The organism is Microscilla marina ATCC 23134 (assembly GCF_000169175.1).
Taxonomy (GTDB): Bacteria; Bacteroidota; Bacteroidia; order Cytophagales; family Microscillaceae; genus Microscilla; species Microscilla marina.
In genome coordinates this window covers 38378-65314 of the sequence record NZ_AAWS01000045.1, presented here as the reverse complement: position 1 = coordinate 65314, position 26937 = coordinate 38378, and the positions used below count along the sequence as shown (strand labels likewise).

Annotated in this window: 33 protein-coding genes and 1 CRISPR repeat array; of the genes, 19 read left to right on the top strand and 14 right to left on the bottom strand. The window is 43.1% G+C overall.

Translation table 11 applies throughout. The annotated features are described in order from the left end of the window. Positions 1 to 53: 53 nt before the first annotated feature. The 7 genes from M23134_RS28970 (at position 54) to M23134_RS28940 (ending at position 6045) form a co-directional block, all read left to right on the top strand. On the top strand, positions 54 to 617 hold the full coding sequence (locus M23134_RS28970; protein WP_002702479.1) for a hypothetical protein: 564 nt from the start codon (positions 54 to 56) through the stop codon (positions 615 to 617). Next, a complete protein-coding gene (locus M23134_RS28965) occupies positions 607 to 2217 on the top strand; it encodes a hypothetical protein (protein ID WP_002702477.1) in 1611 nt (536 codons plus the stop codon). Before M23134_RS28970 ends, M23134_RS28965 begins: the two co-directional genes overlap by 11 nt. Next, positions 2207 to 2827: a hypothetical protein gene (locus M23134_RS28960; RefSeq protein ID WP_002702475.1), complete on the top strand. Its 621-nt coding sequence runs from the start codon at positions 2207 to 2209 to the stop codon at positions 2825 to 2827. Before M23134_RS28965 ends, M23134_RS28960 begins: the two co-directional genes overlap by 11 nt. Positions 2828 to 2863: 36 nt before the next feature. Further along, positions 2864 to 4726, top strand: a complete 1863-nt coding sequence (locus M23134_RS28955; protein WP_002702473.1) for a phage portal protein family protein — start codon at positions 2864 to 2866, stop codon at positions 4724 to 4726. A 38-nt stretch (positions 4727 to 4764) separates the two neighbouring features. Further along, the gene (locus M23134_RS39075) at positions 4765 to 5253 is read left to right on the top strand and encodes a phage virion morphogenesis protein (RefSeq protein WP_053337409.1); all 489 of its coding nucleotides are present in this window, start codon (positions 4765 to 4767) and stop codon (positions 5251 to 5253) included. A gap of 11 nt (positions 5254 to 5264) precedes the next feature. Further along, positions 5265 to 5744: a hypothetical protein gene (locus M23134_RS28945; protein WP_002702469.1), complete on the top strand. Its 480-nt coding sequence runs from the start codon at positions 5265 to 5267 to the stop codon at positions 5742 to 5744. Positions 5745 to 5859: 115 nt separating this feature from the next. After that, on the top strand, positions 5860 to 6045 hold the full coding sequence (locus M23134_RS28940) for a hypothetical protein (RefSeq protein WP_002702467.1): 186 nt from the start codon (positions 5860 to 5862) through the stop codon (positions 6043 to 6045). A gap of 2 nt (positions 6046 to 6047) precedes the next feature. On the opposite strand, the gene M23134_RS28935 is transcribed toward M23134_RS28940, so the two are convergent. From M23134_RS28935 to M23134_RS28930, 3 genes are all read right to left on the bottom strand, one after another. Beyond that, a complete protein-coding gene (locus tag M23134_RS28935; protein WP_045114556.1) occupies positions 6048 to 6896 on the bottom strand; it encodes a competence protein CoiA family protein in 849 nt (282 codons plus the stop codon). A gap of 71 nt (positions 6897 to 6967) precedes the next feature. Next, positions 6968 to 7138: a DUF1660 family phage protein gene (locus M23134_RS41455; protein WP_002702463.1), complete on the bottom strand. Its 171-nt coding sequence runs from the start codon at positions 7136 to 7138 to the stop codon at positions 6968 to 6970. A 37-nt stretch (positions 7139 to 7175) separates the two neighbouring features. After that, the gene (locus M23134_RS28930) at positions 7176 to 7670 is read right to left on the bottom strand and encodes a hypothetical protein (RefSeq protein ID WP_045114555.1); all 495 of its coding nucleotides are present in this window, start codon (positions 7668 to 7670) and stop codon (positions 7176 to 7178) included. A 165-nt stretch (positions 7671 to 7835) separates the two neighbouring features. Between M23134_RS28930 and M23134_RS28925 the strand changes: the two genes are divergently transcribed. Then, positions 7836 to 8528, top strand: a complete 693-nt coding sequence (locus M23134_RS28925; protein WP_157558702.1) for a hypothetical protein — start codon at positions 7836 to 7838, stop codon at positions 8526 to 8528. Positions 8529 to 8781: 253 nt separating this feature from the next. On the opposite strand, the gene M23134_RS28920 is transcribed toward M23134_RS28925, so the two are convergent. The 3 genes from M23134_RS28920 to M23134_RS28905 all read right to left on the bottom strand — a co-directional run bounded on the left by M23134_RS28920 (position 8782) and on the right by M23134_RS28905 (position 12333). Then, positions 8782 to 9276, bottom strand: a complete 495-nt coding sequence (locus M23134_RS28920) for a hypothetical protein (protein ID WP_002702457.1) — start codon at positions 9274 to 9276, stop codon at positions 8782 to 8784. A gap of 608 nt (positions 9277 to 9884) precedes the next feature. Beyond that, a CRISPR array of direct repeats spans positions 9885 to 10573; the repeat unit is 30 nt; unit sequence ATATTAATCGCACCATATAGGAATTGAAAT. 356 nt (positions 10574 to 10929) lie between these two features. Next, a complete protein-coding gene (locus M23134_RS28910; protein WP_002702454.1) occupies positions 10930 to 11361 on the bottom strand; it encodes a hypothetical protein in 432 nt (143 codons plus the stop codon). A 399-nt stretch (positions 11362 to 11760) separates the two neighbouring features. After that, complete coding sequence (locus tag M23134_RS28905; protein ID WP_002702451.1) at positions 11761 to 12333, bottom strand: SH3 beta-barrel fold-containing protein; 573 nt, start codon at positions 12331 to 12333, stop codon at positions 11761 to 11763. Between the two features lie 437 nt (positions 12334 to 12770). Between M23134_RS28905 and M23134_RS28900 the strand changes: the two genes are divergently transcribed. Continuing rightward, the gene (locus M23134_RS28900; RefSeq protein ID WP_002702446.1) at positions 12771 to 13052 is read left to right on the top strand and encodes a hypothetical protein; all 282 of its coding nucleotides are present in this window, start codon (positions 12771 to 12773) and stop codon (positions 13050 to 13052) included. Positions 13053 to 13220: 168 nt separating this feature from the next. On the opposite strand, the gene M23134_RS28895 is transcribed toward M23134_RS28900, so the two are convergent. Beyond that, positions 13221 to 13718 carry a hypothetical protein gene (locus M23134_RS28895; RefSeq protein WP_002702444.1) on the bottom strand — a complete coding sequence of 166 codons (498 nt, stop codon included), beginning with the start codon at positions 13716 to 13718 and terminating at the stop codon, positions 13221 to 13223. 421 nt (positions 13719 to 14139) lie between these two features. Here M23134_RS28895 and M23134_RS28890 point away from each other — a divergent pair, with 421 nt between their 5' ends. The 3 genes from M23134_RS28890 to M23134_RS42280 are packed head-to-tail and all read left to right on the top strand — an operon-like array spanning position 14140 to position 14807. Next, positions 14140 to 14382 (top strand): hypothetical protein, encoded by a 243-nt coding sequence (locus M23134_RS28890; RefSeq protein WP_002702440.1) that lies wholly within the window; start codon positions 14140 to 14142, stop codon positions 14380 to 14382. Between the two features lie 42 nt (positions 14383 to 14424). Further along, positions 14425 to 14604: a hypothetical protein gene (locus M23134_RS42285; RefSeq protein ID WP_002702437.1), complete on the top strand. Its 180-nt coding sequence runs from the start codon at positions 14425 to 14427 to the stop codon at positions 14602 to 14604. Between the two features lie 38 nt (positions 14605 to 14642). Further along, the gene (locus M23134_RS42280; RefSeq protein WP_002702435.1) at positions 14643 to 14807 is read left to right on the top strand and encodes a hypothetical protein; all 165 of its coding nucleotides are present in this window, start codon (positions 14643 to 14645) and stop codon (positions 14805 to 14807) included. A gap of 229 nt (positions 14808 to 15036) precedes the next feature. Here M23134_RS42280 and M23134_RS28880 read toward each other — a convergent pair whose 3' ends face one another. After that, positions 15037 to 15255: a hypothetical protein gene (locus tag M23134_RS28880; RefSeq protein ID WP_002702433.1), complete on the bottom strand. Its 219-nt coding sequence runs from the start codon at positions 15253 to 15255 to the stop codon at positions 15037 to 15039. Positions 15256 to 15688: 433 nt separating this feature from the next. Between M23134_RS28880 and M23134_RS28870 the strand changes: the two genes are divergently transcribed. Further along, positions 15689 to 15976: a hypothetical protein gene (locus M23134_RS28870; protein WP_002702430.1), complete on the top strand. Its 288-nt coding sequence runs from the start codon at positions 15689 to 15691 to the stop codon at positions 15974 to 15976. Positions 15977 to 16251: 275 nt separating this feature from the next. On the opposite strand, the gene M23134_RS28865 is transcribed toward M23134_RS28870, so the two are convergent. The 4 genes from M23134_RS28865 to M23134_RS28850 form a co-directional block, all read right to left on the bottom strand. Further along, positions 16252 to 16506, bottom strand: a complete 255-nt coding sequence (locus M23134_RS28865) for a hypothetical protein (protein ID WP_002702428.1) — start codon at positions 16504 to 16506, stop codon at positions 16252 to 16254. Between the two features lie 408 nt (positions 16507 to 16914). Next, positions 16915 to 17145 (bottom strand): hypothetical protein, encoded by a 231-nt coding sequence (locus tag M23134_RS28860; protein WP_002702427.1) that lies wholly within the window; start codon positions 17143 to 17145, stop codon positions 16915 to 16917. 61 nt (positions 17146 to 17206) lie between these two features. Beyond that, entirely contained in the window at positions 17207 to 17422 is a 216-nt protein-coding gene (locus M23134_RS28855) for a hypothetical protein (protein ID WP_002702425.1), read from the bottom strand. A gap of 5431 nt (positions 17423 to 22853) precedes the next feature. Further along, positions 22854 to 23213, bottom strand: a complete 360-nt coding sequence (locus tag M23134_RS28850; RefSeq protein WP_002702419.1) for a hypothetical protein — start codon at positions 23211 to 23213, stop codon at positions 22854 to 22856. A gap of 423 nt (positions 23214 to 23636) precedes the next feature. Here M23134_RS28850 and M23134_RS28845 point away from each other — a divergent pair, with 423 nt between their 5' ends. The 3 genes from M23134_RS28845 to M23134_RS28835 are packed head-to-tail and all read left to right on the top strand — an operon-like array spanning position 23637 to position 24634. Further along, positions 23637 to 23942: a hypothetical protein gene (locus tag M23134_RS28845; RefSeq protein WP_002702417.1), complete on the top strand. Its 306-nt coding sequence runs from the start codon at positions 23637 to 23639 to the stop codon at positions 23940 to 23942. Between the two features lie 36 nt (positions 23943 to 23978). After that, a complete protein-coding gene (locus M23134_RS28840) occupies positions 23979 to 24257 on the top strand; it encodes a hypothetical protein (RefSeq protein WP_002702414.1) in 279 nt (92 codons plus the stop codon). Then, positions 24254 to 24634, top strand: a complete 381-nt coding sequence (locus tag M23134_RS28835; protein ID WP_002702413.1) for a hypothetical protein — start codon at positions 24254 to 24256, stop codon at positions 24632 to 24634. The genes M23134_RS28840 and M23134_RS28835 overlap by 4 nt, the downstream gene beginning before the upstream one ends. A gap of 56 nt (positions 24635 to 24690) precedes the next feature. Here M23134_RS28835 and M23134_RS41890 read toward each other — a convergent pair whose 3' ends face one another. Together M23134_RS41890 and M23134_RS28830 are read right to left on the bottom strand one after the other, a co-directional pair. Next, positions 24691 to 24834 carry a hypothetical protein gene (locus tag M23134_RS41890; RefSeq protein WP_198144980.1) on the bottom strand — a complete coding sequence of 48 codons (144 nt, stop codon included), beginning with the start codon at positions 24832 to 24834 and terminating at the stop codon, positions 24691 to 24693. Positions 24835 to 24948: 114 nt separating this feature from the next. Then, entirely contained in the window at positions 24949 to 25173 is a 225-nt protein-coding gene (locus M23134_RS28830; RefSeq protein WP_002702412.1) for a hypothetical protein, read from the bottom strand. A gap of 137 nt (positions 25174 to 25310) precedes the next feature. Between M23134_RS28830 and M23134_RS28825 the strand changes: the two genes are divergently transcribed. The 3 genes from M23134_RS28825 (at position 25311) to M23134_RS28815 (ending at position 26926) form a co-directional block, all read left to right on the top strand. Then, positions 25311 to 25748, top strand: a complete 438-nt coding sequence (locus M23134_RS28825) for a hypothetical protein (RefSeq protein ID WP_002702410.1) — start codon at positions 25311 to 25313, stop codon at positions 25746 to 25748. Between the two features lie 62 nt (positions 25749 to 25810). After that, complete coding sequence (locus M23134_RS28820) at positions 25811 to 26224, top strand: hypothetical protein (protein ID WP_002702408.1); 414 nt, start codon at positions 25811 to 25813, stop codon at positions 26222 to 26224. Positions 26225 to 26635: 411 nt separating this feature from the next. Next, on the top strand, positions 26636 to 26926 hold the full coding sequence (locus tag M23134_RS28815; RefSeq protein WP_002702404.1) for a hypothetical protein: 291 nt from the start codon (positions 26636 to 26638) through the stop codon (positions 26924 to 26926). Positions 26927 to 26937: the final 11 nt, after the last annotated feature.

The following is a 26937-nucleotide window of genomic DNA, read 5'->3' as shown; positions in this document are numbered from 1 at the left end:
AACTTACATTGGGCAAATTGGACACGCCCATGCGCGGGCGCGCGCGAAGCAAAATGAGCAAAGGCAAAAAGAACATATCGCCCCAAAGGAAAAGCAAGGCTAACGAACACTACACCACCCCTGACAAACAAAAGGCTTTTGTGGAGGCATTGGTGCATACCGGAGGCAACCGCCAACTTGCCTGTGAACGCGCGAGCCAACAATTGGGAGTCAAGGTATCACGTAGCTCGGTTTATCACTGGCTTAAAAACAATCAGAACTTTGCCAAAAAAGTAGCCGAAGCCAACCAGATTGGCGATGCCATTACCATAGACCTTGCCCAGAGTACCCTGGTACAACGCACCCAGGGCATGTATTACAAAGAGCAAGTGGTGGTAAAAGTAAAGGTAGACAAGTACAAGGAACGGGTAGAAGTAAAAGAAGTGAAAAAGTACCTGCCCCCTGATTACCACGCGGCAAAGATACTGCTGAGTGCCAAGGCACAACACCTGGGGTACGGTACCCAAAAGGTGGAGCATTCGGGTGAAATCACCACCAAAAATATTCAGGTAACCATTGCCAACCCTTATGAAGCTAAGGCAAACGAAAATGGGGAGGGGGAAATAGATGACCAGTAAAAAGAAAGGGCAAGCAGTGACTGTCCGCCCCAGTAAACCCCAGTTTGATATCTACGTGTCACGTACTCCGGTAAACCTGTTTATGGCGGGACAAGGGGCAGGCAAAACCCACGGGGCAGGTTTGGTCTCGTTTCGTCTGATTAGCAACTTCCCCAGGGTATTTGGTTTTATGGGTGCCAATACCGATATGCAGCTCACTGATTCAACGCTTTACCGGGTCTTTTTGGTGTGGAAAGACCTGGGGTTGGAAGAATATGATGAGCACACGGGGGAGGGCGACTATGTAGTAGGCACCCAACCTCCCAGGCATTTTAGCCGCGAAGGGCACGCTTTTAAAAGCTACCGCAACAAAATCAGCTTTTGGAATGGCTGCGTAGTTTTTATTGGGTCTTTGGAGAACTACAAAGCCCACGATGGGAAAGAGTTTGCCTGGGCGATTTTGGATGAAACCAAAGATACCCGTGAAGAAGCGGTACAGGAAGTAATCCTGGGAAGGCTTCGCCAACAAGGTTTGTATATTAGCCAGACAAGGGCGGGGGCACTTACTAGTGAGGAATATGATGAAGGAAGCTCGCTTGCTAACCTCCCTTTTAATCCTTTGTATATTTTTACTTCTCCTGCCAAGGTGCCTTGGATCAATGACTGGTTTGAGCTGAACGAGTATGAAGAAGAAATCAAGGTAAAGATTTACGATCCTCCCCAGTACTTTAAAAAGAAAGTAGGCGGGGACTCTAAGTTTGTGGTGATTTCGGCGACTCATTTGAACCTCAAAAACCTGCCCTCTAACTATATCAAAAAACAAGAAGCCAACCTTGCCAGCCATCGGCACGGGATGCTCATCTATGGAGACCCCCTGGCCAAAAGTGGAGGAGAATTTTGGAAACAATGGGACGCCAGCGTGCATTCGGGGCATTATTATGAAGCAGTGTATGACCCTGCCCACCCCTTGGATATTACCTGGGATTTCAATGTGCACCCTTATGTAACTTGCGTAGTCATTCAGGTATTTGTGCGCCCCGAGGAAGGAATGATTGATGTGTATATTTTAGACGAGATACTGGGTAAGACCCCTCGCAATACAACCCCTCATACCTGCGAAGATTTTTTGAAAATATACCAATCCCACCAGGGGCGAATTTATGTGCACGGTGATCCATCGGGCAAAAATCAGCAAACCAAAACCAGAGACAAACGCTCCGACTTTAAAGTGATTGCTCAGCAACTCAAACCTCACTTTACCAGCCTGCGAGATATGGTGCTGTCCAAAGCCCCAGGTATATCAGAGAGCGGAGATTTTATCAACTTGATCTTAGAAAAGCAAAGCTATGGCATTCGGGTGCACGTAGACAAAGCCCGTTGCAAAACCGTGATTCGGGAGTTTGAATACACCAAAGAAGCCGAAGATGGCACCATTAGCAAAAAAACAATCGAAGACACCAAACTCAAGATTCGCTACCAACCCTTTGGGCACATTTCAGATGCTTTGCGCTACTTCTTCGTGGCAAAATTTGCGAAGGAGTACAAAAAATTCAGAGGGAAGGGCACCAGCCAACGTAAAACGCAAACTGTACCACGAAAACGATCAAAAGATGCATTCTAACTTTTTACACCGCTACGACTACCGCCGCAGGTTAAACGAAGCCGACTTACTTGACTTTATAGCAGGAGACTGGGGCAAACTTGCCGAAGCCCAAAAATCAGCCATCGAAGAAATGGGGGAGTATATGGCGGCGCGTTCGTCATTGCCCAAAATATTTATCCGGCTGTTTGCCTATGATTTTGCCCAAACTTTCGCAGCGGGTGATTTGGTATGGGTGAATATGAGTCCTGATACTCATCTGCCCCCAGAGGTGAAATACTATAGAGTCATCAAAGCCAACCAAGGCATTACTCCATCCAGCGATAACTCTGCTTATTGGCAGCCCCTGACCACCGACCCTCGCAGTACCATTGTGCGCGATTTTGTGGTAGACATTGCCCTTTATAGGGTGGTACCTGCCAATAGCCCGGTAGAGATTGCCAGTCAGTTTCGGCAATTTTATGATGACGCCATTGCCTGGTGCAAGGTATACATGAAAAACGAGCGTCCGACTCAGTTGCCTCAAGAACCTCCTGGTGACCGGGGGATACTCATTGCAGGTGGGAAAGATAAAGCAAAGTATGGTGGTAGCAGCAACAACGATCGACGAAATAGTTACCAAGGTTGGTAAATATCAGTTACACTTTTTTTTCAATTCAATTGCCAAATGTCTAAAAAAACAAAAAAACGATCTACTGCTGCTCCTGCTGCTCATCACCTGAGCGCTTTTGCCTCGGTATTTCAATACGGTAGAGACCGGGTAACGATTGCCGACTGGATGCAAGCCTGGCGCATTGCCGAAAGCCCAGTAATGCCTCGTACCTACCCTTTGATGGAAATCTATGACATGGTCTGTATTGATGCCGAAGTAATCACGGCCATCAATAACCGCAAGAACAAAGTGCTGGGTGAGCCCTTTCTGGTGCTTGATCCTGACGGCAATTATCAGGAAGCTGCCACCAAAAAGCTCAGGGGCAGTTGGTTCGATGATTTCATCAATGCCGTGCTTGATGCGGAGTTTTTTGGTTACTCGTTAATTGAAATAGGGCAAGCATTGAACGAAGATGATTATTCAATCAAAGAAATCAACACCGTTGAGCGGCGTAACATTATTCCTTCTCGGAAGCTAGTGCTTCCTTATCCTTTCTCTGCTTATGGTGAGGGCATTGATTTTAGCGCCGATTATTTGAGGCGTTGGTATATCTTCTGCCATAGCAAACGTTTTCCTCTGGGCTTATTATTGTACGCGGCGCCTTACGCCATTCTTAGCCGGGATGCCCTCATAAAGCACGCCGATTTTAACCGGGATTATGGTAAGCCTTATAAGATTGTGCATACCGATAAGGAAGGGGAAGAACGCCGTGAGGTATTGGATGCTCTCTTGTCTGTAGAGGAAGAACTCAACGGGGTATTTGATATTGAAGAAAAGGTAGAGATTGCTTTTCCCTCCGGAGGGGGCGGTACCATAGATACCTTTGATAAAATGGATGAGAAGGCAAGCAAAAAGCTACTCAAAATCATTCAGGGGCACGTCAAACTGAGCAACGATACTGAGGGCGGTGCCCAAACTTACATGAACAAAGACAGCATTGCCAAAACGCCCTCCGAAGAGATTAGAGAGTATGACATGGCAAGGGTGGAGGCGGTAGTGAATGAAGAACTCTTTCCCCGTTTGTTAGACTTCAACTATCCGTTGGCAGGGCACTCCTTTGTATTTTTGGATACCCACCTGCGCGAACTCCAACGCCAAAAGAAAAGTATCTCGGAGACGGCGCTCACCCTTGCCTTGAATCACTTTGAGGTAAGCCCTGCCGAGTTTGAGAAAGCCACCGGAATCAAGGTGAAAAAGAAGGTGACCTTGACAGCAGACCAAAATGTAAAGGAAGTAGCCAAAAAGGGGGCTGAGAATGATACAAATACTAACACTGCCACGGAGTCTGAAGCTAATGAGGAAACGGGCAACCAGGTAGACAGTGCGAGCAATCTGGATACTGACATCGAAGCTGCCAAAAACCAAGACTTTTTTAAGCATGGGGCAGTGACTTTGCCCATTAGAGATAAAAAACTGTGGGCAGGCTTGCTGCCAAACATCGATGTAAACGACTTGTACATTAACCCCAAGGCTGGAGTATACGGCTACGAAGATACGCCCCACATTACTGCCTTGTATGGAGTACATGCTTTGCCCAACGCCTTGGAAAAAGTAGAGGTGTTGCTCTGCTCTGCCCAACAAGAAATAGAGGTACAACTCACCTCCATTTCGGTGTTTGAGCAAAAAGACAAGGACTATGAGGTGCTCAAATTTGAGGTAACCAGCCCTGCCTTAGTAACGCTCCACGAAGCATTAAAAGCAGAACTCAAACATACCTTAGTGCATGAGACCTATCAGCCCCACGCCACCATTGCTTTTATAAAAAAAGGAGCCGCAAAGAAGTACACGGCTACCAAAATAGAGCAGCCAATCAAGCTATCTCTAAGCGAAGCGATATACAGTGATGGTAGGGGTAACAAGACACTCATCAAACTCTAAACGACGCTTTGCGCTAACCATAACACCATAGAATTTAAATGCTGATAATCAACGAACGAAAATTCAAGAAAGTCATGCGCGGCATGCCCAGTGGCGTGGGACGGGTCATGCTGCGTTATGTGGAGCGCAACTTTGCCCGTGAATCGTATAGAGGTAGTGCCTGGCAACCTCGCCGAAACCTTCACAACCGCAAGCCATTGCTAGTAGACACGGGCAAACTCAAAGCTTCTTTTAAAGTAAGAGAAGCCAATTGGCGGGTGATTAGGGTGGGCAGCGATCGGCAGGCAGCAAGTGGCAACGCTCACCTTGCCCAGCTCCACAATGAAGGGGCTAAAGGCGTTGCGACCGTTCGCACTTATACTCGGAGGGGGCGTAATGGATCAGTGAGGGTACGTAGCCACCGCAGGCAAACCAACTTGCCCCAACGACAGTTTATGCCCATCCCAGGTAAAGAACCACTCCCTCCGGAACTTTGGGCAGAAATTGAAGGTTTTGTAAGCAAAGAACTGGACAAAGTATTTAAATAGAACGCATAAAAATGATTGATTTATACAACGAATTAGAGATACGCCTCAAAACACCCGAAGTAGGCATTCGCCATTTTAACTTGTGGGAAGGGCAGTTTGATAATACCAGCGAAAAATTTCCTTACCCCCTGCCCGCTGCTTACTTGGAAATCACCCGCGAAGACACCAGTCCGCTGGGGGACAAGGTGCTGCTGGTCAAATCGAATTTTACCCTGCACTTGGGCTGCAAAGATTACCGACCTGCCAAAACCGGCGCCAAGGTTACCACGGGCAAAGGTATCCTTTTGCTCTCCCAAGTGATTACCGCCCAGCTCCACGGTTGGCCATCGGGCAAGTTTGGTACGCTTACCCAAGTGAGTAGGCGCACCGTGAATGGCAATGGGTATTTGTATAGGGTGGAGCATGGGTATGAGATGAGTTATAAGGATTATTCGCCACAAGTAGAAAGAGAGAAGATTGATGGGGATAAGGTAGCAGTAAGAATAGAGTAACGCTACCAGCACCGGATACTTGACTGTTTACCCTGGTACTACGTATTTTATTTCAGTTGGTTTTTACATCAAAACCTGACCTTAAAAAGTTATTAGTGTTAAACTATATTTACCAATGAGTCAAGCTGCCGAAGGGGATGAATTTTGTCACCATTGTTTTCATTGCGATCAAAAATCTACTCAACATTACCTATATTCAGAGAAAGAACAGGTAGAGTTTGAAGGAGATACAGTAGAGATTATAGACTCTTTTTATTTGTGTTTATTATGTGGACAGGTGAATAAAATAGAGGATATATAAATTTACCCATTCTCCCACCACTTTGCCTGGGAATCTATAAAAATATTGCTCTCCGGAACGCTTAACTTGTCGTTGGTCAGGTGAAAAAATGGTCGGTTACTTTGAGTTTTAAAATCTTTGGTCAAATCTGCTTTTTGACCATACACAGGGGTTTTTAACCGCTTATACGTTTTCTCATAACCACCCACGCACCGCTCCTCTCCGTTTTCAAACCAAGTGGATGCTTCAATATACCTGGTGGCTTTGCCATAATGCACCGGAGTTAAGATACTGCCACTGCCTGGATACCAGTAATAAACCCGACCATAATACAAAGTATGTAAAAAACGCTCAAAAAGTCTTGGTCTGAATGCTTCTTCTCCCAACGCTTTGGTGAGCGGCACCACCCAAAGGATGTAGGCCCCTCTTTTTTTATATTGTGCAGTGCGGTGTAAAATTTTAGGAATGGAAAGTGTGCTGGCTTGCACCTCTATTACCACTCCTTTTCCGTCGATCCTTCCGCTTATATCAGGTCTGACCATCTGGTAGCCTTTACTACTGTTTGCCCACAAGGGTCTTTCTACTTCCCAGCTACCGCCTGAATAGGCTTGTTGTAAAACAGCCGCAATTTCGTTTTTACAGTTTTTATGCAGCTCGCTTTCTTTGGTCCCTACAGGACTATGCCTGGCACTGTACGCAAAGTGGTCACGTTTTTCTACACATCTTCTAATCACCACTTCTTCATAAGTATCAGGGCAATAGAAAGGGGCATCTGTTTTAACCGCTTGTGAAATATGTACCGCCTGGTTGTCAGCAGCACGTTTGGCAATTAACTTTATCTTGTCAGGGGTAGAATTGTACTCGTAAGGCATACAGATCAAATCATTAGTTTGTAAAATATTGGGCAACTGGACAAAAGTTGGAAGAAAGAGCAAACCACCTCTTATATATCTATCCACCCCTCCACCGAATACCTTGATACCTGGGTTTTGCCACAGCGGGTACAGCGCCTTTTGAGGCTGTCGCCTTGCCATTTGTGCCCCCATATTTTGCAGGCAAGTGGGGTAGGCTTGCCTTTAGCTGTATCTTTATCTCCAGTCTTCTTATTATTCATGCGCGGTGTCATTTTTTGGTTAAATAATCAGTAATGGCTATTTGCTTTTATAGTCTACTTCTTTCAACAACTGGCGCACGGTTTCGGGGCGGTAATAGAACTTATGCCCCAGCAAACGACACAAAAAGCTAATGTCGCCCAGAGTTTGCCATTTCTTAAAGGCTGCCCGCACTGCTTCGTGGCGGCGGGTACTATACATCCAATCAGTTGACTTGACCTGTTGCCGGATGTGCATCAACTCTTCTACACCCACTTTCACCTCTGCCAGGTCTGCTTCTTTGAGCCGATTGGCGTTGCGTAAAATTAAAGCATACACCGAACGAGGGCGGTAATAGTATTTGTAAGCCAGGGTTTGGCAAATGACTTCCGTCGATCCATACTTGATCCTTTGCAGGTACTTGAAGCTGCCCAGTACATCGTCGCGGCGGCGCACGGCGGGTTCTTTAGTTTCGTCTGCCTGGTATAGCTGCTCTATCATGGCTTCGAGGGCTACTAACTCCCAGGGGGGTAGCGCGTTATGTGTAGTACTCATAGTGTTTTACTGTTTTTGCCTACTAAATTACAAAAAAGTTATCAAACCCTAATTCACTCTCTATCATACACTTAAATGTATCTATCCTAAAAAAAAGCCCCAAAAACGAGCACTTGTTTCTCTTAGCTTTCGCCTTGTTTAAAAATCAAAACAATGCAAACATTGATGAAACAAATCACACGCAAACACCTGGCAGTAATGCTGGGCTTGTTGTTATTGGGGACCAGCCTGGTGGTAGGCTGCAACAAAATCATCCGGGTAAGCAGAGCCCCAGATGAAAAACTTAGCCCCGAAAAAATGGTATTGCCTCGCTTTGTGGCAAACAAGCTCACCCAAAAACTACGGGAGGTGTTACCCGATACTTTTGCCCGCCTGGAAACTAACCAGGTGCTGCCCCTGGGCGACACCAAAACCATGCTCATTGAGGGCAAATATGCCGTAGGTGGCATCCAGTTTCTGGAGAAAGAAGGCAGAGTTGGTGTAGCAGTTTCTTATGACCTGGAACAGTTCTTTGCTTTTGTGGCAGCCAAACTCAAAAAAGAGCTCACTGTTAACGGCAAGACAAGCCCGGAGATCATAGAAGCCCTGGGTTTGTCGCTGGACATTTTGTTTGCTTATTACGAAACCAAAGCGAAAATACCCGTGCAAGGCAAGCTCAACACAGTTTTTCCGAACTCAGCAGCCGCCACTGCCCAGGTGTTTTTATCTCAGCTTCGCTTGCTTTACTTTCAGATAGTAAGCCGGGGTGATGGTAATGGGGTAATACTTAAAATGGGTTGGAATGCAGAGGTGTTTGAAGCCTTTTTGACCGATGTGTTGGCGGGGAAATATAAAGTAAAAATAGTAGAGAAGGAGTAAACACCACCAGTTGAGTTGCCTCTCCCTAAAGCAAAAAAAACTTGAAGGAAAGTAGATTAACATCTACCTATCCTCCAAGATTCTTCAATCAGCTATGTACTACAAACATACTTTTATTTTTAGTAATTTAAAATTGGGCAGCTCTTTTTTTAGAGCAGTTGGGGGGGTGAATGTTGCGCCTGTTAAACCAGCCAACAACAAAACGCTGGCAAACATAAGGAAGCAAGCAGGCGCAAGCCTGCATGCAGGTTGTTTAATTTATGTCAAGGCTCAAAGGAGTATTTGACACTCTTCTTGCTCCATACTTTATTTTGATTTGCCCTAAGCTTTTACCTGATGACCAGGATTTCTGACTTGCATGTCGCCAGTACCAGGCTTGCTTTTTCTTTGCCCAAAAAAAGCCTGCTTTTTTCAGCGTTTCTTTATGGGCACGGGTATCACCTGTCACCCAAATCCAGTTCCCCACCAGTTCAAAAATAAGAGGAAGATGGCATACCTTAAGATACATGTCCATAAACATTTGATCAATTTCTCCCTGCTCTTCTCCTCTTTTGAATTGCTCAAACCGTCCTTCAGTCTCCATCAAATGGGCAAGTACCTCATATTCGGCATTAATCATTTTAATCGGGGTATCATCTATACCAGGGTGGAAGTCAGGGTGATGTTGTTTACACAACGTCCGGTAGGCAATTTTCAGCTCCTGCTTGTTAGATATTTGCTCAATGTTGAAATAATTGATAGATTGCATTTCAATTTGTTTTATAAACCCGTTACTCAAGCTTGAAGGGGAGAGTAACGGGTTTCTTATTGTACCATTATTTACAGAACAAACATAAAACACAAGCTGTTGTATATCAAGTACTTACCGGTTTATTACTGCTTGTTTTTATAATTAAAAACAGCTTTATTTATAAGGTAAAAGATTTGAAGATATGGAGGGGTTTAAGGGCTAAGGGTAAGGTAAAGGACAAGGAGTGAGCAGTTAGTTGCCCTAAAGCAAAAAAACTTGAAGGAAAGTAGATTAGCATCTACCCATCCCCCAAGATCCTTTAACCAGCTATGCGTTGCAAAGGTACGCTTTTTTTGGTAAAAAAAAATAACACTGCCGTTTTTTTTAACATTTTAATCAAGTAAAAACTTTTTAAAATTAACTGTTGCCAAGGGATTGGATATAGGGACATACAAAAAAGGTTTTTTTTAAGAAGTGGCTTTATAGAAAAAATACAACACATCACCAAGTGTCGTCGCTCTTCAATGATACGATTAGAGACTGACGACATTTTTGCCCACTGTTACAGGTTTTTTTAAAAAAAATGTTATGTTTACCGTACAAACACGCACTCCTGCAAATTGAACATATTAATCGCACCATATAGGAATTGAAATTTGACAAGGTTTGATTTTTCGCGGGCAAGTGCCTTATATTAATCGCACCATATAGGAATTGAAATATCGAGGGGGTTTGAGGGGTTTCATTCATTGTTTTATACAAATCGCACCATATAGGAATTGAAATCCACTACTATAATGCTTGGAGTTATTTGCGGCTTCTATATTAATCGCACCATATAGGAATTGAAATCAGAGCGAATGGAGGGGTCACCTGACAGGCTCGATTATATTAATCGCACCATATAGGAATTGAAATACAGTATCAAGTATTGGGCAGCGGCAACGCCCCGGATATTAATCGCACCATATAGGAATTGAAATTGTATAGGTATATACAAAACTGCCTTGACATCAAACATATTAATCGCACCATATAGGAATTGAAATGAGTCTGTAGCGGAGCACAGCCCTGCCACATCACCATATTAATCGCACCATATAGGAATTGAAATAGCTTGCTTGAACAACTTTTCCGTCTACAGTAGTAAATATTAATCGCACCACTTAGGAATTGAAATCTTTGGCACAACGTATTCTCGCTCGTTCTGGTGACCAATATTAATCGTACCATGTAGGAATTGAAATTAGGCCTTGAAGTACACGACCACCTCCCAGCCACGCGCATATTAATCGCACCATATAGGAATTGAAATATATCTTGAACAACGCCTGCTGTAGTGTTGGTGAGAGTTCTTTTTTTGGAATAACATCCATCTGACTAAGTAGGGGTAGGTATTGGAGGTATGGCTACCTGGAAACTTTCTTGTTCGAATTGACTCACATCTGAGCCTACTAACCTCCAGGGCAGGGCAGAAACAACAAATCCGGCAGGTTTATCAATTAAATAATCGATCAGGGTTCAAGCTAATTGAATATTTATTTAAGGTAAAAGTTAGAAAAAATCCTGAATGGGGGATGTGTATCAAATTATCTAACATTGACAATATTTCTCAAAAGTGAAGAGCTCCCTGGATTGCATCTGGTTACATTGCAAATCAGGCAATACATACTATTGATCACATTCCTGAAGCCACTTCACCGCATGAACTTTGGCCGCAATAGGCATGATATGCAAGCAACCACTGGGGAACAGTTTATTCAAACGGCGTGAGAATCCAAATTGATAAATTACGTTTTCAGGAAAGGTAAAGGCAACGTAGTGTTTGCAGCCTATGGTTTTGGTCATTTTAGGAATCCATTCATTGACCACCCAATCAATGTCTTCGGGGCTTGCTGAAAAATGTTGTAAGTCTAAAAACCACTTGCCCACTTGGTATTTTTTGGCATGTTGCCCCACTTCTTGTAATAAACCTTTGAAATCTTTTCTGGGACAATGTCCTTTGCTTTTAATAATGAAAATCCCTTCTGAAGCCATTAAATCAGCGCTGATGTAGTTGCTTCTATAAATATCGGTCACCTTAATGTTTGCTGTAGTGTTCATTGCGAATGATTAATCGTCAAATTTTGTATTAAGTAGTTGATTTGATAATTGGCAAAGATCAAACAAAGAATATAAGCAACTGACTATTAAGTATTTAAATTAATAAGAACAAGTGTTAAAGAACCATTTAGAGAATAAAATTCCCTATTTGGGAATAAAAAGTTAAGCTTGGGTCTTTATTGGTAGAAGGTGGAGGCGGCAAACCTCTGGGAAAGATGATTTTTGTAGAGGAAGAATGTATGATGACAAATGTAAAAGCATCACACATCATTGTTTTAAGGAGTGAGTCCATGCTTCAAAAGAAGTTTGCATAATTTAGTCGTTGTGCTAAACCACTATATTAGCAAACTGCCCCATTTTATTCAACAATCAGCAATATACGCTAATAAAAACTGGAGTCTAAAACTCCAGTTCCTCCTCCTGATAATATAGCCTGAATATTTCGCCCTCTTGCAGGCTAAAGTTCCAGTCAGCCTCAAGGGTTGCCAGTTCCTGCATCAGCTCGCTTACCTTTTCCTGAGTTGCCCAATAACCTGCTTCACGCAGGGCTTTCTTTAGGTGCAGGGTAGTCAGTATTTTATGTTGGTTAAAGTAAGCCGTGGCCTGTTGTTTCACTACCTCATAGCTTAGTTTTTTGAAGCGCAGGGTGTGGTATTCAAACTCTTCGTTTACCGGGTTCAGCTCAAATAAAACATTCAATTCTTTTAATCGGTCGATGTGCAGTTTACGCCACTCTCCTTTGTCGAGGTCGTAATAATTAACCCAACCTTGGTCTTTGGGTGGGTTATACTCTGCCCCGTTTGGGTGATCCTTGGCCGGGATCAGGCTAAAGTTTAAAGTTGCTTTCCGCACGTTTAAGGTGCCATCTAACTTGATGTAGGCGACCTGTGCGATGCCTTTTCTTAAATCTTGTGTTAACTCCTCCTTAGTAAGGGAGTTGGTAGGGTTGATTTCAATGGTTGTTAAGGTCATTGTAGTAAGCGTTTTGGTTGTTGTTGTTGATTAATTAATTTATAAACCAAAGTACGACAAACATACATCCACTATCAAGCACTTAATCCCTTGATAACGAGGTGAATAAGATTAGTTTCAAAAGCGTACTTTTTGCCCCAAAAGCTGCCGTTTTGCCCCCAATATGTCCTTGCTTGCCCCAAAACACCCCTGGTTTTTTTATGATTTGATCAAATACAGCTACCACGTAGGCTCACCATTGCACTAATCCTATGCAAACCGCCCCAAACCTGCCCAAAAACGGCACTTTTAGAAGTACACAAAACGCCTCAAAATATCACTTTCTGCAAACTCTATTACATCATAATTACTTGTGCCACAGTGAGTTGCTAAGGGCACACAATTAGTCGTTCTTTGTATCATAATAATTAAAGAAGCAAACAAAAACATTAAAAAAGATGAATCAGATAAAACAAAGAACAATAGTAGCACTAAGCAGCGGAACAGTTCAAATTACCCTCAACGGAAAGATTGAAAAAGCCACCTTAAACCTTGATTTGATTCCAGCTAAAAAGCAACAGCAAATTGGTAAAGAAAAACACCAAGGCAAGCAGCTCACCTTTTACAGCCTCAGCGAAGAAAAATGGAAAGTAATTGATTTTGAACAGGTAAGCGAAATAAGAGTTCTTACCTACTTTACCCAGACAATGCCTGTAACCATTTTCAAAAAATTAAAATAGCATCAGACAAAACCAAGCCTTCGCCCTATCTCTACAGGTGGGGCGTTGTTTATTGGGGCAAACTACGGGCAGGTTGCTAATGGCCGTTCGTTTTTTTATCTTTTTTGGTTGCTCTAAAGCAATGCCCCACTGACTTCGTGTAAAATCAGTGGGGCTTTTTTTGTTGGCTTATATTGCATCCACTCTTTCTATTGAAAAGTCAATCACTGCCATGCAAGGCTTTTTCTCCCAGAATGCTTTCCCGTAATGGCTGATCAAATAAGTTTTAACGCTCTCCGCTGAGTCAGTCAAGTCATAAGCACCAGTTGAATAATTTTTATACCAATACTGGTTTCTTGGGTAGTTATATTGATCTACAGCCTTGAATACCTTAGAGTCAATATAATTTATATCCAGGAGACTCAGGATATGGCAAAACTTCCGAACCTTTAGAGTGGTCAGTTTAATAATCAAGGAAAGGTTGGTTCCTTCAATGGGCATTGATAACTGATCATTTAATTGAGCGAACAAGTCCTCCTGAACTTGTAGAATGTTTTCTCTGTTTTCATGTTGAATTTGTTCCCAACCAATGATTGGCAGGAAAATCCGTGAGATTTTCTGTCGTCCAATTATTTTATTGAACAAATCAAGCGAAATGCTTCGGTTTTGAATAGTTATATGATCCATGTATTCTCGTTTTATTTAGTAGTACGTTTAACTTTAATTATGAACCAAAGTACGACAATACCCTGCCCACTATCAAGCAATTAAATCACTGATAAAGAGGCGAATAAGGTTAGTTTCAAAAACGTACTTGTTGCCCCAAAACCAGCTAAAACACCCTCAATATGTCCTGATCTGCCCCAAAACACCTGCACTGTTTTTATCATTTATTATCATTTGCCTATAGCATAGCTACTCTATTGCATTATGGTAATCTAAACTGCCCCAAAACCGCCCACAAATGGCACTTTTAGAAGTACACAAAACACCTCAAAATATCGCTTTTCGTAGACAATATTACGCCATAATCACTTGTACCACAGTGAGTTGCTAAGGACACACAATTAGTCGTACTTCGTGATATAAATTATTAGAAAACAAGAAAATGAAAACAAGAAAAAGATTTCGAATACCCGGAAGAACCGTTTTTGACTGGAACCTGGAACAGCACCAGGTAATACTTGACATGGGCAAAATTCATGAAGGGTTGCTGAAGGTGACCCACGAACAACTTGGCTTCACCTGGTTACCCATCAGTGTGGTTCGAAACATAGAACCACTCAGCACCAGAAACTACAACATCGAAGTAAACCGGGATTACTGGAAGGATATTTTTTGGATGGGTTAAACCACCGAAATATGATTTTAAAACAACAAACCAAGCCTAAAGATGAGTTACGATAAAATACTAACCGAAGCGGATAAACTTAGCAGCAACGAACTACTCTGGCTAATTGCTGACCTTAACCACATGCAAAAAGTGAAGGAATACGATGAAGTACGTCCTAAGCTTCAGGGGCATACTAAAGGTGTGGTGTTGTCTGAAAAAACGAACTTGGTTTTATTCTGACTGACGAGCCGGAATACGATGAAGGAAAACTTCAGCTGATGGCAGAACCTTATGGAGATAAAATGATTTATGCCTTGTATACCCTGCACGGTATCGAAATTAAACACCTGTTTACCTTAACGGATGGCAGCTTCGATTGGGAGAAAAAACTGGCTCCGAAAATCAGACTGTTTTTTGAAAAAGGGGCAGCAGCATTTGAATAATAAGGAAGGAACCGGGAGCCTCCCTCGATGAGTCGGCTTCCAGGTTCTGATTTTTCGGGGGAGTCTTGCTTTGGGCAGGAGCAAAAACGAAACCCTATATCAGGTTTCGTTGACTGGTGTGATCGGTAAAGCAGGGGTAACAAAAAAATGTAAATAAGAGATAACACTTTTTGATTGCTTTCTGAATATATAAACGAGGCTGTATGACCAACCTCGTTTTACTGCCAACCTACCCCTCTTTTTTAGCCACTTCTTCCGCTTTTGCGATGCGATAGTTGAGCTGTCTCAACTCCTCAATCATCAGGGTTAAAAATTCCACTTGTTTTTCCTGTACCGCTACTTGCTCAATGGCTTTGGTAGCTTCAAGTGCTTTTTTTACCTGGGCTAGTTCAATGGCTAACTCATTTCTTCTTTCTATTATTACCCAGTATGCTTCGTTTGTAATCATGGCTGTTTTATTTAGTAATGCGTTTAACTTTAATTATGAACCAAAGTACGACAAACATACATCCACTATCAAGCACTTAAATCGCTGATAACGAGGTGAATAAGATTAGTTGCAAAAGCGTACTTTTTGCCCAAAAAGTTGCCGTTTCTCCCCCAATATGTCCCTGCTTGCCCCAAAACGCCCCTGTTTTTTTTCTGATTTGATCAAAAGCTCCCATCTGGTAGTTGCTTGATTGCACTACTCCTATGCAAATCGCCCCAAACCCGCCCATAAATGGCACTTTGCCTAGTGTAAAAAATGCCTCAAAATATCGCTTTTCGCAAGTTGTATTACATCATAATTACCTGTGCCACAGTGAGTTGCTAAGGGCACACAATTAGTCGTTCTTTGTATCATAATAATTAAAACAACCCCCAAACAAGATTAACAACAGATGAAACCAACGAATTTAAACCCCACGATATTAAAAAGTTTTAAAGCAACCGAAAGCTTTTATAAACACCAATATCCCAACCACAAAATAAGCCAGGAAGTATTTACAAAGGCTTTCATTCAAGGAATGAAAGAGGCAGCTAAAATGACCCCTGAAAAATTTAATACAATCAAAGAAGAATACATCATGGGCGGCAAAAAACTGGAAAACCTAGCCTCAAAAGCCAACAAAAACAAGCTAGATAAAAGAAGCTTTACCAGAGGGTTTGTTTCTGGATTTACTGCATAAAACCTACCCCCCCTTAAAAACTATTACCTGGACTAAAGACCTCCACCACCTCATCAACCCAAAAAAAAACTTCACTTTTAATTTTTCCGTTCTATGAATGCATCGTGATCAGTCAAAGCATTGCTGACCAGAGGCACGCAGCCACCGAACAGGTGGGCAAGCATCAAGGTTGCCTGAAGATGTTTTTTGAAGAAGAGTTGGGGGATGGATAACAAGCGTTGGTTTGTGATAGAGGCTGGACTGGATCATCAACCAGCCCCTTGATTTTGTCTGGGTTAGTTAATGCTATGGTCAAAATATGGGTGAGGCATCAATTCCCGAATATCGTTGTCCTTTACAAACTCATAATACTCAAGAACTCTTTTTCGGTCGCTGGATGAATGAAGAATATGCGTCGTAAGTTCGCCTGGTAATTCTTTTTCCCGGTTGAGCCTGAGCGCATCCACATATAATAATACCCCTGTATCGTTTAATTCATTGTTATCATCAAAGAAAACGAACTGTTTGAACATTAACTGGTCTTTTTTCATTTTGTCACATTATTTATCATTTACTGCCCGTTTTTGCGTGCACACCATAAATATACAGCATAAATCTGTATTTTTTATGCGCTACTTATTGAAAAGGAGTCAGGGTTTTATTTGTAATGCCAGGCAAGCACCAAACCCAGCAGTTAAGTTGAATTACCGCTGGGTTTACTTGATGACGCTTACTTTTACTACAAACTACCTTTGGTGCATTCAGTAGCGATTTTGTTTACCCAAGCGATGCCTGTGAAATAAACACCTACCCAGACCCAGAGGTGAGTGAGGCGTTGGGTGCTTACGCAAGTAGCTGAGTAATTGTCGTTCGTTGTGTTAATTCTACCTTTTTATGGTTGAACCTATCCAAAGCAAAACCCCACCAACTTCATAAAATTTGGTGGGGCTTTCTGTTGATTATTTTACTTCACGATTTGCTTCGGCAAGTTGCTCGGCTTGTTCCATTAGGAGGTGGAGTTCTCCATCCAGTCTATCGATGATCTCCAGCTCTTTTTCATAAAAGGCGACATCTACCAATGTGCGGGAATCTTTGGCGTGTTCCAGGGCTCTTTCGGCAAGCAGGCGTTCCTTGCTGAGCTCTTCGCTTCGTGTGGTCAGCAAGGCATACAGTTCTTTCTGGGTATTCATTTGATCTCTGTTTTATAGTTTGTATAAAAACACCGGGACAAAGCCGCCCTGGTGGTGTTAATTATTCACTGCCTTTGGCACCAGCAGTCACTAGTTTTGATTTGAGTTTCATCAACTCAAATACTGCCCGATCGACATTACTTAGTTCAATTTCGCAGCAATCAGCCTCATTGCTCTTGCCTGCCTTTACACAGGCTTTGAACTCCTGACTCGTGGCTGCTTTATGCTGTTGTAATGCTTCAATTTGGGCTTCTACAATTTGAATGGCGTTGTCCATGTCGTTGTTTTATTTAGTAATTAATTTATAAACCAAAGTACGACAATACCTTGCCCACTACCCAGTACTTAAACCCTTGATAGCGAGGCAAATAAGATTAGTTACCAAAGTGCACATTCTGCTCTGAAAGCTACCAAAAGGCTCCCCAATATGTCCTCATTTGCCCCAAAACACCTCCACTCTTTTCACCATTTGTTATTATCTGCCCATAGCATTGCTACTCTATTGCACTATGGTAATTGAAACTGCCCCAAACCCGCCTGGAAATGGCACTTTACGGGGGGCACAAAACCACTTCAAATATCGCTTTTCGCAGATAGCATTACATCATAACCTTTTGTTTAACAGCGAGTTGCTAAGGGCTGATCATTGCTGGCACTTTACGCTGAAGTTATTGATTAACAAAACATAAAACAGATGGAAAATTTAGATTATACCAATTACGATGGAAAGAGAGCCATCAGGCTCTTTTTCTTTGCTGCTGGTAGCCGTGCGACACTTTAGGCATAGACTAAAACCCTGGCACTAACCAGACTCTTGGCATTAAACTATTCAAGGTAGCCGTACCACACTTTCTAATCCAATAGGCACCTTGGAACCAGACTCTTGGCATTGAACTATTCAAGGCGGACACGTCACACTTTTAGAGCTGGTAAATATATTTACTTTGACAAGACTCTTGGCATTGAATTATTTAAGGTAGCCACCACACACTTTGAGCACCAGCGGACATTCCGGTATTGACAAGACTCTTGACATTGAATTATTCAAGGTAGCCGTGCAACACTTTAGGCACAGACTAAAACCCTTGTATTGACAAGACTCTTCACATTGAACTATTCCAGGTAGCCACCACACACTTTAGGCACAGACTAAAACCCTGGTATTGACAAGACTCTTGACATTGAATTATTCAAGGTAGCCGTGCGACACTTTAGGCACAGACTAAAACCCTGGTATTGACAAGACTCTTCACATTGAACTATTCCAGGTAGCCACCACACACTTTAGGCACAGACTAAAACCCCGGTATTGACAAGACTCTTGACATTGAATTATTTAAGGCAGCCACAACACACTTTAGGCGTAGACTAAAACCCTGATATTGACAAGACTCTTCACATTGAACTATTCCAGGTAGCCACCACACACTTTAGGCACAGACTAAAACCCCGGCATTGACAAGACTCTTGACATTGAACTATTCAAGGATGGTACATCACACTTTTAGAGCTGGTAAATATATTTACTTTGACAAGACTCTTCACATTGAACTATTCAAGGCAACCACAACACACTTTAGGCACAGAATAAAACCCCGGCATTGACAAGACTCTTGACATTGAACTATTTAAGGCAGCCACATCACACTTTTAGAGCTGGTAAATATATTTACTTTGACAAGACTCTTGACATTGAACTATTCAAGGCAGCCACAGCACACTTTCTAATCCAGCAAGCACCTCGATATTGATAAGACTCTTGGCATTGAACTATTCGAAGCAGCTCTCCTACACTTTAGGCACAGACTAAAACCCCGGCATTGACAAGACTCTTCACGTTGAACTATTCAAGGCAGCCACCACACACTTTAGGCACAGACTAAAAACCCCGGCATTGACAAGACTCTTGACATTAAACTATTCAAGGATGGCACAGCACACTTTTAGAGCTGGTAAATATATTTACTTTGATAAGACTCTTGACATTGAACTATTCAAGGCTGCCGTACCACACTTTCTAATCCAGCAGGCGCTCCGGCACTAACCAGACTCTTGGCGTTGAACTATTCAAGGCGGCTACGTCACACTTTTAGAGCTGGTAAATATATTTACTTTGACAAGACTCTTGACATTGAACTATTCAAGGCAGCCACAACACACTTTAGGCACAGACTAAAAACCCCGGCATTGACAAGACTCTTGGCATTGAACTATTCAAGGCGGACACGTCACACTTTCTAATCCAGCAGGCATCCTGGTATTGACAAGACTCTTCACATTGAATTATTCAAAGCAGCTGTCCTACACTTTCGGCACAGACTAAAACCCCGGTATTGACAAGACTCTTGACATTGAACTATTCAAGGTAGCCACAACACACTTTAGGCACCAGCGGGAATTCAGGCATTAACAAGACTCTTGACATTGAACTATTCAAGGTAGCCACAACACACTTTAGGCACAGACTAAAACCTCAGGATTGACAAGACTCTTGGCATTGAACTATTCCAGGCCGCTGTACCACACTTTCTAATCAAGTAGGCATCCTGATATTGACAAGACTCTTGACATTGAATTATTCGAGGCAGCCACAACACACTTTCTAACCCAGCAGGTGCTCCGGCATTGACAAGACTCTTGATATTAAACTATTCAAGGATGGTACAGCACACTTTCTAATCCAATAGGCACCCTGGCATTGACAAGACTCTTGACATTGAACTATTCAAGGAGGGCACATCACACTTTTAGCAACCAACGAGCATCCCTGCACTAACCAGACTCTTAGCATTGAACTATTCAATGGAGCCACATCACACCTTTAGCGCCAACGAGCATCCTGGCACTAACCAAACTCTTGGCATTGAATTATTTAAGGTAGCCACCACACACTTTGAGCACCAGCAGGCATCCTGGTATTGACAAGACTCTTCACATTGAATTATTCAAAGCAGCTGTCCTACACTTTCGGCACAGACTAAAACCCCGGTATTGATAAGACTCTTGACATTGAACTATTCAAGGTAGCCACAACACACTTTAGGCACAGACTAAAACCCCGGCATTGACAAGACTCTTGACATTGAACTATTCAAGGTAGCCACAACACACTTTAGGCACAGACTAAAACCTCGGCATTGACAAGACTCTTGACATTGAACTATTCAAGGATGGTACAGCACACTTTCTAATCTAATAGGCATCCAGTATTGACAAGACTCTTGACATTGAATTATTCGAGGCAGCCACAACATATTTTTTAACCCAGCAGGTGCTCCGGCATTGACAAGACTCTTGATATTAAACTATTCAAGGATGGTACAGCACACTTTCTAATCCAATAGGCACCCTGGCATTGACAAGACTCTTGACATTGAACTATTCAAGGAGGGCACATCACACTTTTAGCAACCAACGAGCATCCCTGCACTAACCAGACTCTTGGCATTGAACTATTCAATGGAGCCACATCACACCTTTAGCGCCAACGAGCATCCTGGCACTAACCAAACTCTTGACATTGAACTATTCAAGGCAGCCGTACTACACTTTCTAATCCAGCAGACACCCCGGTATTGACAAGACTCTTGACATTAAACTATTCAAGGGGGCACAGCACACTTTTAGAGCTGGTAAATATATTTACTTTGACAAGACTCTTGGCGTTGAACTATTCCAGGCAGCCGTACCACACTTTAGGCACCAGTGGGAATCCAGGCATTGACAAGAGTCTTGGCATTGAACTATTCAAGGCAGCCGTACCACACTTTCTAATCCAGCAGACACCCCGGCATTGACAAGACTCTTGACATTGAATTATTTAAGGCAGCCACAACACACTTTAGGCGTAGACTAAAACCCTGATATTGACAACACTCTTCACATTGAACTATTCCAGGTAACCACCACACACTTTAGGCACTAACAGGCACCCCGGTATTGACAAGACTCTTGACATTAAATTATGCGAGGAGGGCACAGCACACTTTTAGAGCTGGTAAATATATTTACTTTGACAAGACTCTTGGCGTTGAACTATTCCAGGCAGCCGTACTACACTTTCGGCACAGACTAAAACCCCAGGATTGACAAGACTCTTGGCATTGAACTATTCCAGGCAGCTGTACCACACTTTCTAATCAAGTAAGCATCCTGGTATTGACAAGACTCTTGGCATTGAACTATTCAAGGCAGCCGTACCACACTTTAGGCACCAGCGGGAATCTAGGCATTGACAAAACTCTTGACATTAAACTATTCAAGGGGGCACAGCACACTTTTAGAGCTGGTAAATATATTTACTTTGACAAGACTCTTGGCGTTGAACTATTCCAGGCAGCCGTACCACACTTTAGGCACCAGTGGGAATCCAGGCATTGACAAGAGTCTTGGCATTGAACTATTCAAGGCAGCCGTACCACACTTTCTAATCCAGCAGACACCCCGGCATTGACAAGACTCTTGACATTGAACTATTCCAGGCAGCCACAACACACTTTTAGAGCTGGTAAATATATTTACTTTGACAAGACTCTTGGCGTTGAACTATTCCAGGCAGCCGTACCACACTTTAGGCACCAGTGGGAATCCAGGCATTGACAAGAGTCTTGGCATTGAACTATTCAAGGCAGCCGTACCACACTTTCTAATCCAGCAGACACCCCGGCATTGACAAGACTCTTGACATTGAACTATTCCAGGCAGTCACAACACACTTTTAGAGCTGGTAAATATATTTACTTTGACAAGACTCTTGGCGTTGAACTATTCCAGGCAGCCGTACCACACTTTAGGCACCAGTGGGAATCCAGGCATTGACAAGAGTCTTGGCATTGAACTATTCAAGGCAGCCGTACCACACTTTCTAATCCAGCAGACATCCTGGCACTAACCAGACTCTTGACATTGAATTATTTAAGGGGGCACATCACACTTTCTAATAGAGCAGGCGCTCCGGCATTGACAAGACTCTTGGCGTTGAATTATTCAAGGCAGCCACCACACACTTTAGGCACAGACTAAAAACCTCGGCACTAACCAGACTCTTGGCATTGAACTATTCAAGGGGGCACAGCACACTTTTAGAGCTGGTAAATATATTTACTTTGACAAGACTCTTGGCGTTGAACTATTCCAGGCAGCCGTACCACACTTTAGGCACAGACTAAAACCCCGGAATTGACAAGACTCTTGACATTGAACTATTCAAGGTAGCCACAACACACTTTAGGCACTAACAGGTACCCCGGCATTGACAAGACTCTTCACATTGAACTATTCGAGGCAGCTACACCACACTTTCTAATCCAGCAAGCACTTTCATTTTGACAAGACTCTTGACATTACACTATTCAAGGCAGCCACATCACACCTTTAGCGCCAACGAGCATTCTGGCACCAACCAGACTCTTGATATTGAACTATTCAAGGCAGCTACACCACACTTGCAGCACCAGCAGATGCTCCAAGAAGTATTTTCAATAACTTTTGACCCAACAAAATGTGGCAAAAACTGACGGCTCAGTTTAGATTCTGAAGTTCAGAAATTCTTCAAGGCTTAACAAAGTATTCCTGCCAGGATTATTTCTGGTGGGAATGCCTTTGTCAATTCCTCACAAGTCCAGTACAAACAGCTTTTTGGTTTCTTACCAGGAAGACAAAAAACGAAACCGGGTATTAGGTTTCGTTGGTAAATTGGGGTTGATTGACTACTTCCAAAAAAAGTAATATACATCACCCTTTCTCCTGGTTAACCGCCATTTACTTTTATAAGAAGCCGCTGCCCTGCCAGTAAGCTTTAGGCATAATTTAGCAGAGCTGTTATACATCTTTGCGTAATGAATCACTCTGTTTCTCTGCTCTTCCGGAATAGCCTTTATTGTGGAAATAGCTTTGTCTGAGCGTAAAGCCTCAGCTGCTCTGATAACCCAAAGAGCATAGGCCGCTGTGCCGTAGTCTTTAGGAACCTTAATTACCACAGGGTTTTCGATGATGTGTCTTTCAAATATGCTTGACTTAGCTCTTAAGCAAGCTTCTTTTACACTTTTACCAAATATTTTAACTTCCATGTTGTTCTTGTTTTATCCTTTAATTATGAACCAAAGTACGACAAACAAACGCCCACTACCCAGTACTTAATCCCTTGATAGTAAAGCAAATAAGATTAGTTATCAAAGTGCACATTACGCCCTCCAAACCAGCTAAACCACCCCCAATATGTCCTCATTTGCCCCAAAACACCTCCACTGTTTTTACCATTTGTTATCATTTGCCTATAGCATCGCTACTCTATTGCACTATGGTAATTGAAACTGCCCCAAAGCCGCCTAAAAATAGCACTTTTAGAAGCGCACAAAACCACTTCAAATATCGCTTTTCGCAGACAGTATTACATCATAATATCCTGGGCAAGAGCGAGTTGCTAAGGGTGTGCAATTAGTCGTGTTTTGTATCATAATAATTAAAACAGTAAACCAAAAGATTCAATACCAATGGAAAATTTAGCGCATATCGCCCTTGAAAAATTTAAAATGTATCAAAGGTATTTTGACCGAAAGCAACTCCCATATCAACTCAATCAGGCAGACTTTACCGCTGGGTTTAATGCTGGGGTAAGCAAGGCAGCAGCTACCGACAAAGTTGCTTTACAAAAAATGCTGGATGAGTTTATCCTGAACGCTCAGGAACTGGACACCCTTGCTTTGAAAGAAGCAGACAACAGTCACCCCTCTCTGGATAAAATAAGTTTTACCAAAGGTTTTGTTGCAGGTTTTACCGAGCAAGGCATCAGTAATTAAGACCTAAGGAATAACTACTAAAAAAACACCATAAAAATGAGCACACAATCACCCACAAACATTTTTGACCAGAATTTGGTCACCCAATGGGTAGCAATGGATTTAGGAAAAATTCAGGAGGGCATTATCAAAATAAGCCACGAAGCTCACGGCTACGCCTGGCTACCCGTTACCGTTATTCGTAATCCCCGGCTTTTGACAGGAGTAACCTCTGATAACCAGGGGGAGGGGGTTTATCGCATCGAAATCAATCAGGATTATTGGGAGGACATTTTTTGGATAGATCATTTGTTTTACTTAAACCGGAAAAAATGAAATACGCTACCATCATAGCCGCCGCCGAAAAACTGACCGACGAGGAGTTAGGCTACCTCATTGCCCGGTTGGATGATATGCTGAGTGCCCGCTACTACCACCAGGCAGACCAGGTGCCTCAACCACAGGAATACCAAAAAGAGGTCATTCCGGCTTCAGATAGTGCATCAGGGTTTATTCTGGAGGAGTTTAGTGAATACACCCAGGGGCATTTGTACCTGATGTGTCTGCCCAACGGCGACTGTTTCAACTACGCCCTGTTTACCATTACCGAACAGGGCATGGAGGATATTTTTATCCTCGTAGATGGCAAACAGGATTGGCAGGAACAGCTTGCCCCCAAGATTCAACAGTTTTTTGGGCAGGCGAGCACCTAAAGCAAGATAAAAACGAGGCTTTACAACACATAAAGCCTCGTTCAATCATTTTAATACTAATAAAAGTCCCGGTCGCTCACCCCAAAGTCTTTGTCTCCGTAGTTAGGTTCCCACCCCCAGGGATCAAACCCTTCCTCTTCTTCTTCGGTACTCCATTTTATGTCGGTTGGGGTTGCTTTTTTCAGTAGGTTGTTTGACATTTGCATTGGCTTTATCTTTTAAAGTTAAAAACAACGGGTTTGGGAGCTGTTACCTTCCAAGCCCTTTTTTATTATACCTCTAAGTACCTCAATCTTTGGGGAACTATCCAGTACTTAATCGCTGAATCGCAAGCCAAATAAGCTTATCCGCCAAAACGTAGACTTCGCCTCCAAACCAGCTAAAATGCCCCATAAACTGTCTTCGTTTGCCTGAAATTCCCCCACTTTTTTCAACGTTTGCCTGTATTCCTCCATTCTGTAGCTCCCTGTTGCATTATTGCCCGCATAGTTGCCTGAAACCCGCCCAAAAATGGCACTTTTCCGGGCACAAAAACTCACGCTAAAAATCGCTTTTGCCAGATAGTATTACATCATAATTACCTCGCCCACAGTGGGTTGGCAAGGGGGTAAGATTAGTCGTACTTCGTGCTGTAATTATTTATTAATCAACCCATTAAGCCAAACAGAAACAACCTATGGGAGCAACAAATTTTGAACGCTACGCCTTCGGGAAAACACTGGAAGAAGCTTACCGCAGGGCTTACGAAGAGGCCGAAGATTTTACCGGGATCATCGATGGGGAGAGCGGAGACCTCAACTCCAAACCAGGCTGCATAGAAGTAGCCGTACCCGAAGGGGTGACCCCTGCCAGGTACCTGCGCTGGATTGAAAAAGCAGATCAGGCTTTTACGGGCTATGGCATTAGCCAAAAGCAAAAAGACAAGCTGCTGGGCTCCATTCCTGACAGGCATCAGGCAAGGGTGTTTACCTACGCTAATTACTACGCTGACACCAGTGCCAAAGCACTGGCCATCAAAATGACCGGAAGAAAGGCACAGGAGTTTCGCCGGGGGACAGTGTATGCAGGCAAACCAGGCAATGTGTATGTGTTTATTGGCTGCGCCAGATGTTAAGGAAAGACCAGCAAAGGCTGGTTTCCTTATTTATACCACAGATTTAAACCATCAATGAATCAATGAAAATGACTTATTTTGAAAGACAAAGCTTTGGGGCAAGCGCAGGTGAGGCTTTTTGGGCTGCCTATAAAGAAGCCTACGAACAAGCCGGGGCAAACAGCGACTTGCACATCAGAACAAACTTTGAGGTCGTCCAAGCTCCTGCCGGAGTAACCCCGCTCAAATACGCAGATTGGATCAGGCAAGCCTGCTGTTCGCTGAAAGCAGATGCCAGCGAGTGGGACAAAAAACGTTACCTGCTCTTTGTACCCAAGGCACGGCAGGCAGAAGTACTCACCCTGGCCAAAACCCTGGTGTACGAGAACAAAACCCTGGGACTAAGGCTCAAGGGACCAGCGGCCAGTGCCTACCGGATCAAACACGGAATCAAAGGCAAACACGGGAAAGTGTTTTTGTTTATAGGGGTTGGCTAAGCCCTCTCTTGTACGCTTCTATTTCTCCAAAGGTGAACCTATCTTAGCTGGTTTGCCTTTGGGGGGTTGGGGCAAATAAGAAAAACGGCCTAAGTGCATATAATGCCCCCAAACCACCCTATTTGCCCTCAATATGTCTCAGTTGCCCGAAATTTCCCCTTGATTGTATCATTTTTTGCCTCCTTGGGTTTAAGGAATGTTTCACCATTGCATTATTACTGGAATAAATGCCCACTATCCGCCCAAAAACCTGCACTATTCTGAGTGCTCTAAGCTGCGTCAAAATATCGCTTTTGGCAAGCTTTATTACCTCATAATTCACTGCTCAACAGTGAGTTGATAGTCGGACTGAATTAGTCGTCCTTAGCAATATAATAATTCAAACAAGGACTTACTAAATCACTTAAAACAATGACTACAACAGACACAAAAACTACTTGGACAGCCCGCAATATCTGGATCAAAAAATGGAACAAAGAAGCCGTTTTTATTGAAGACAGGCTCGATAAATACCGCTCGGTGTGGGTACCCCGCACTGCCATCCGAAACCCTCAATTTAAGAGCAAGCGTGACTTTGGCAAAGACAGCATCCACTATATATATGATGTTGAAATAAACAATGAATGGTGGAATGCCAACGTACGCTACCGGGGCTTTGAGTTTGAAACCAACAATGGGCACAGAAAAAGCTGGTGGAGTTAATCACTCTGCCA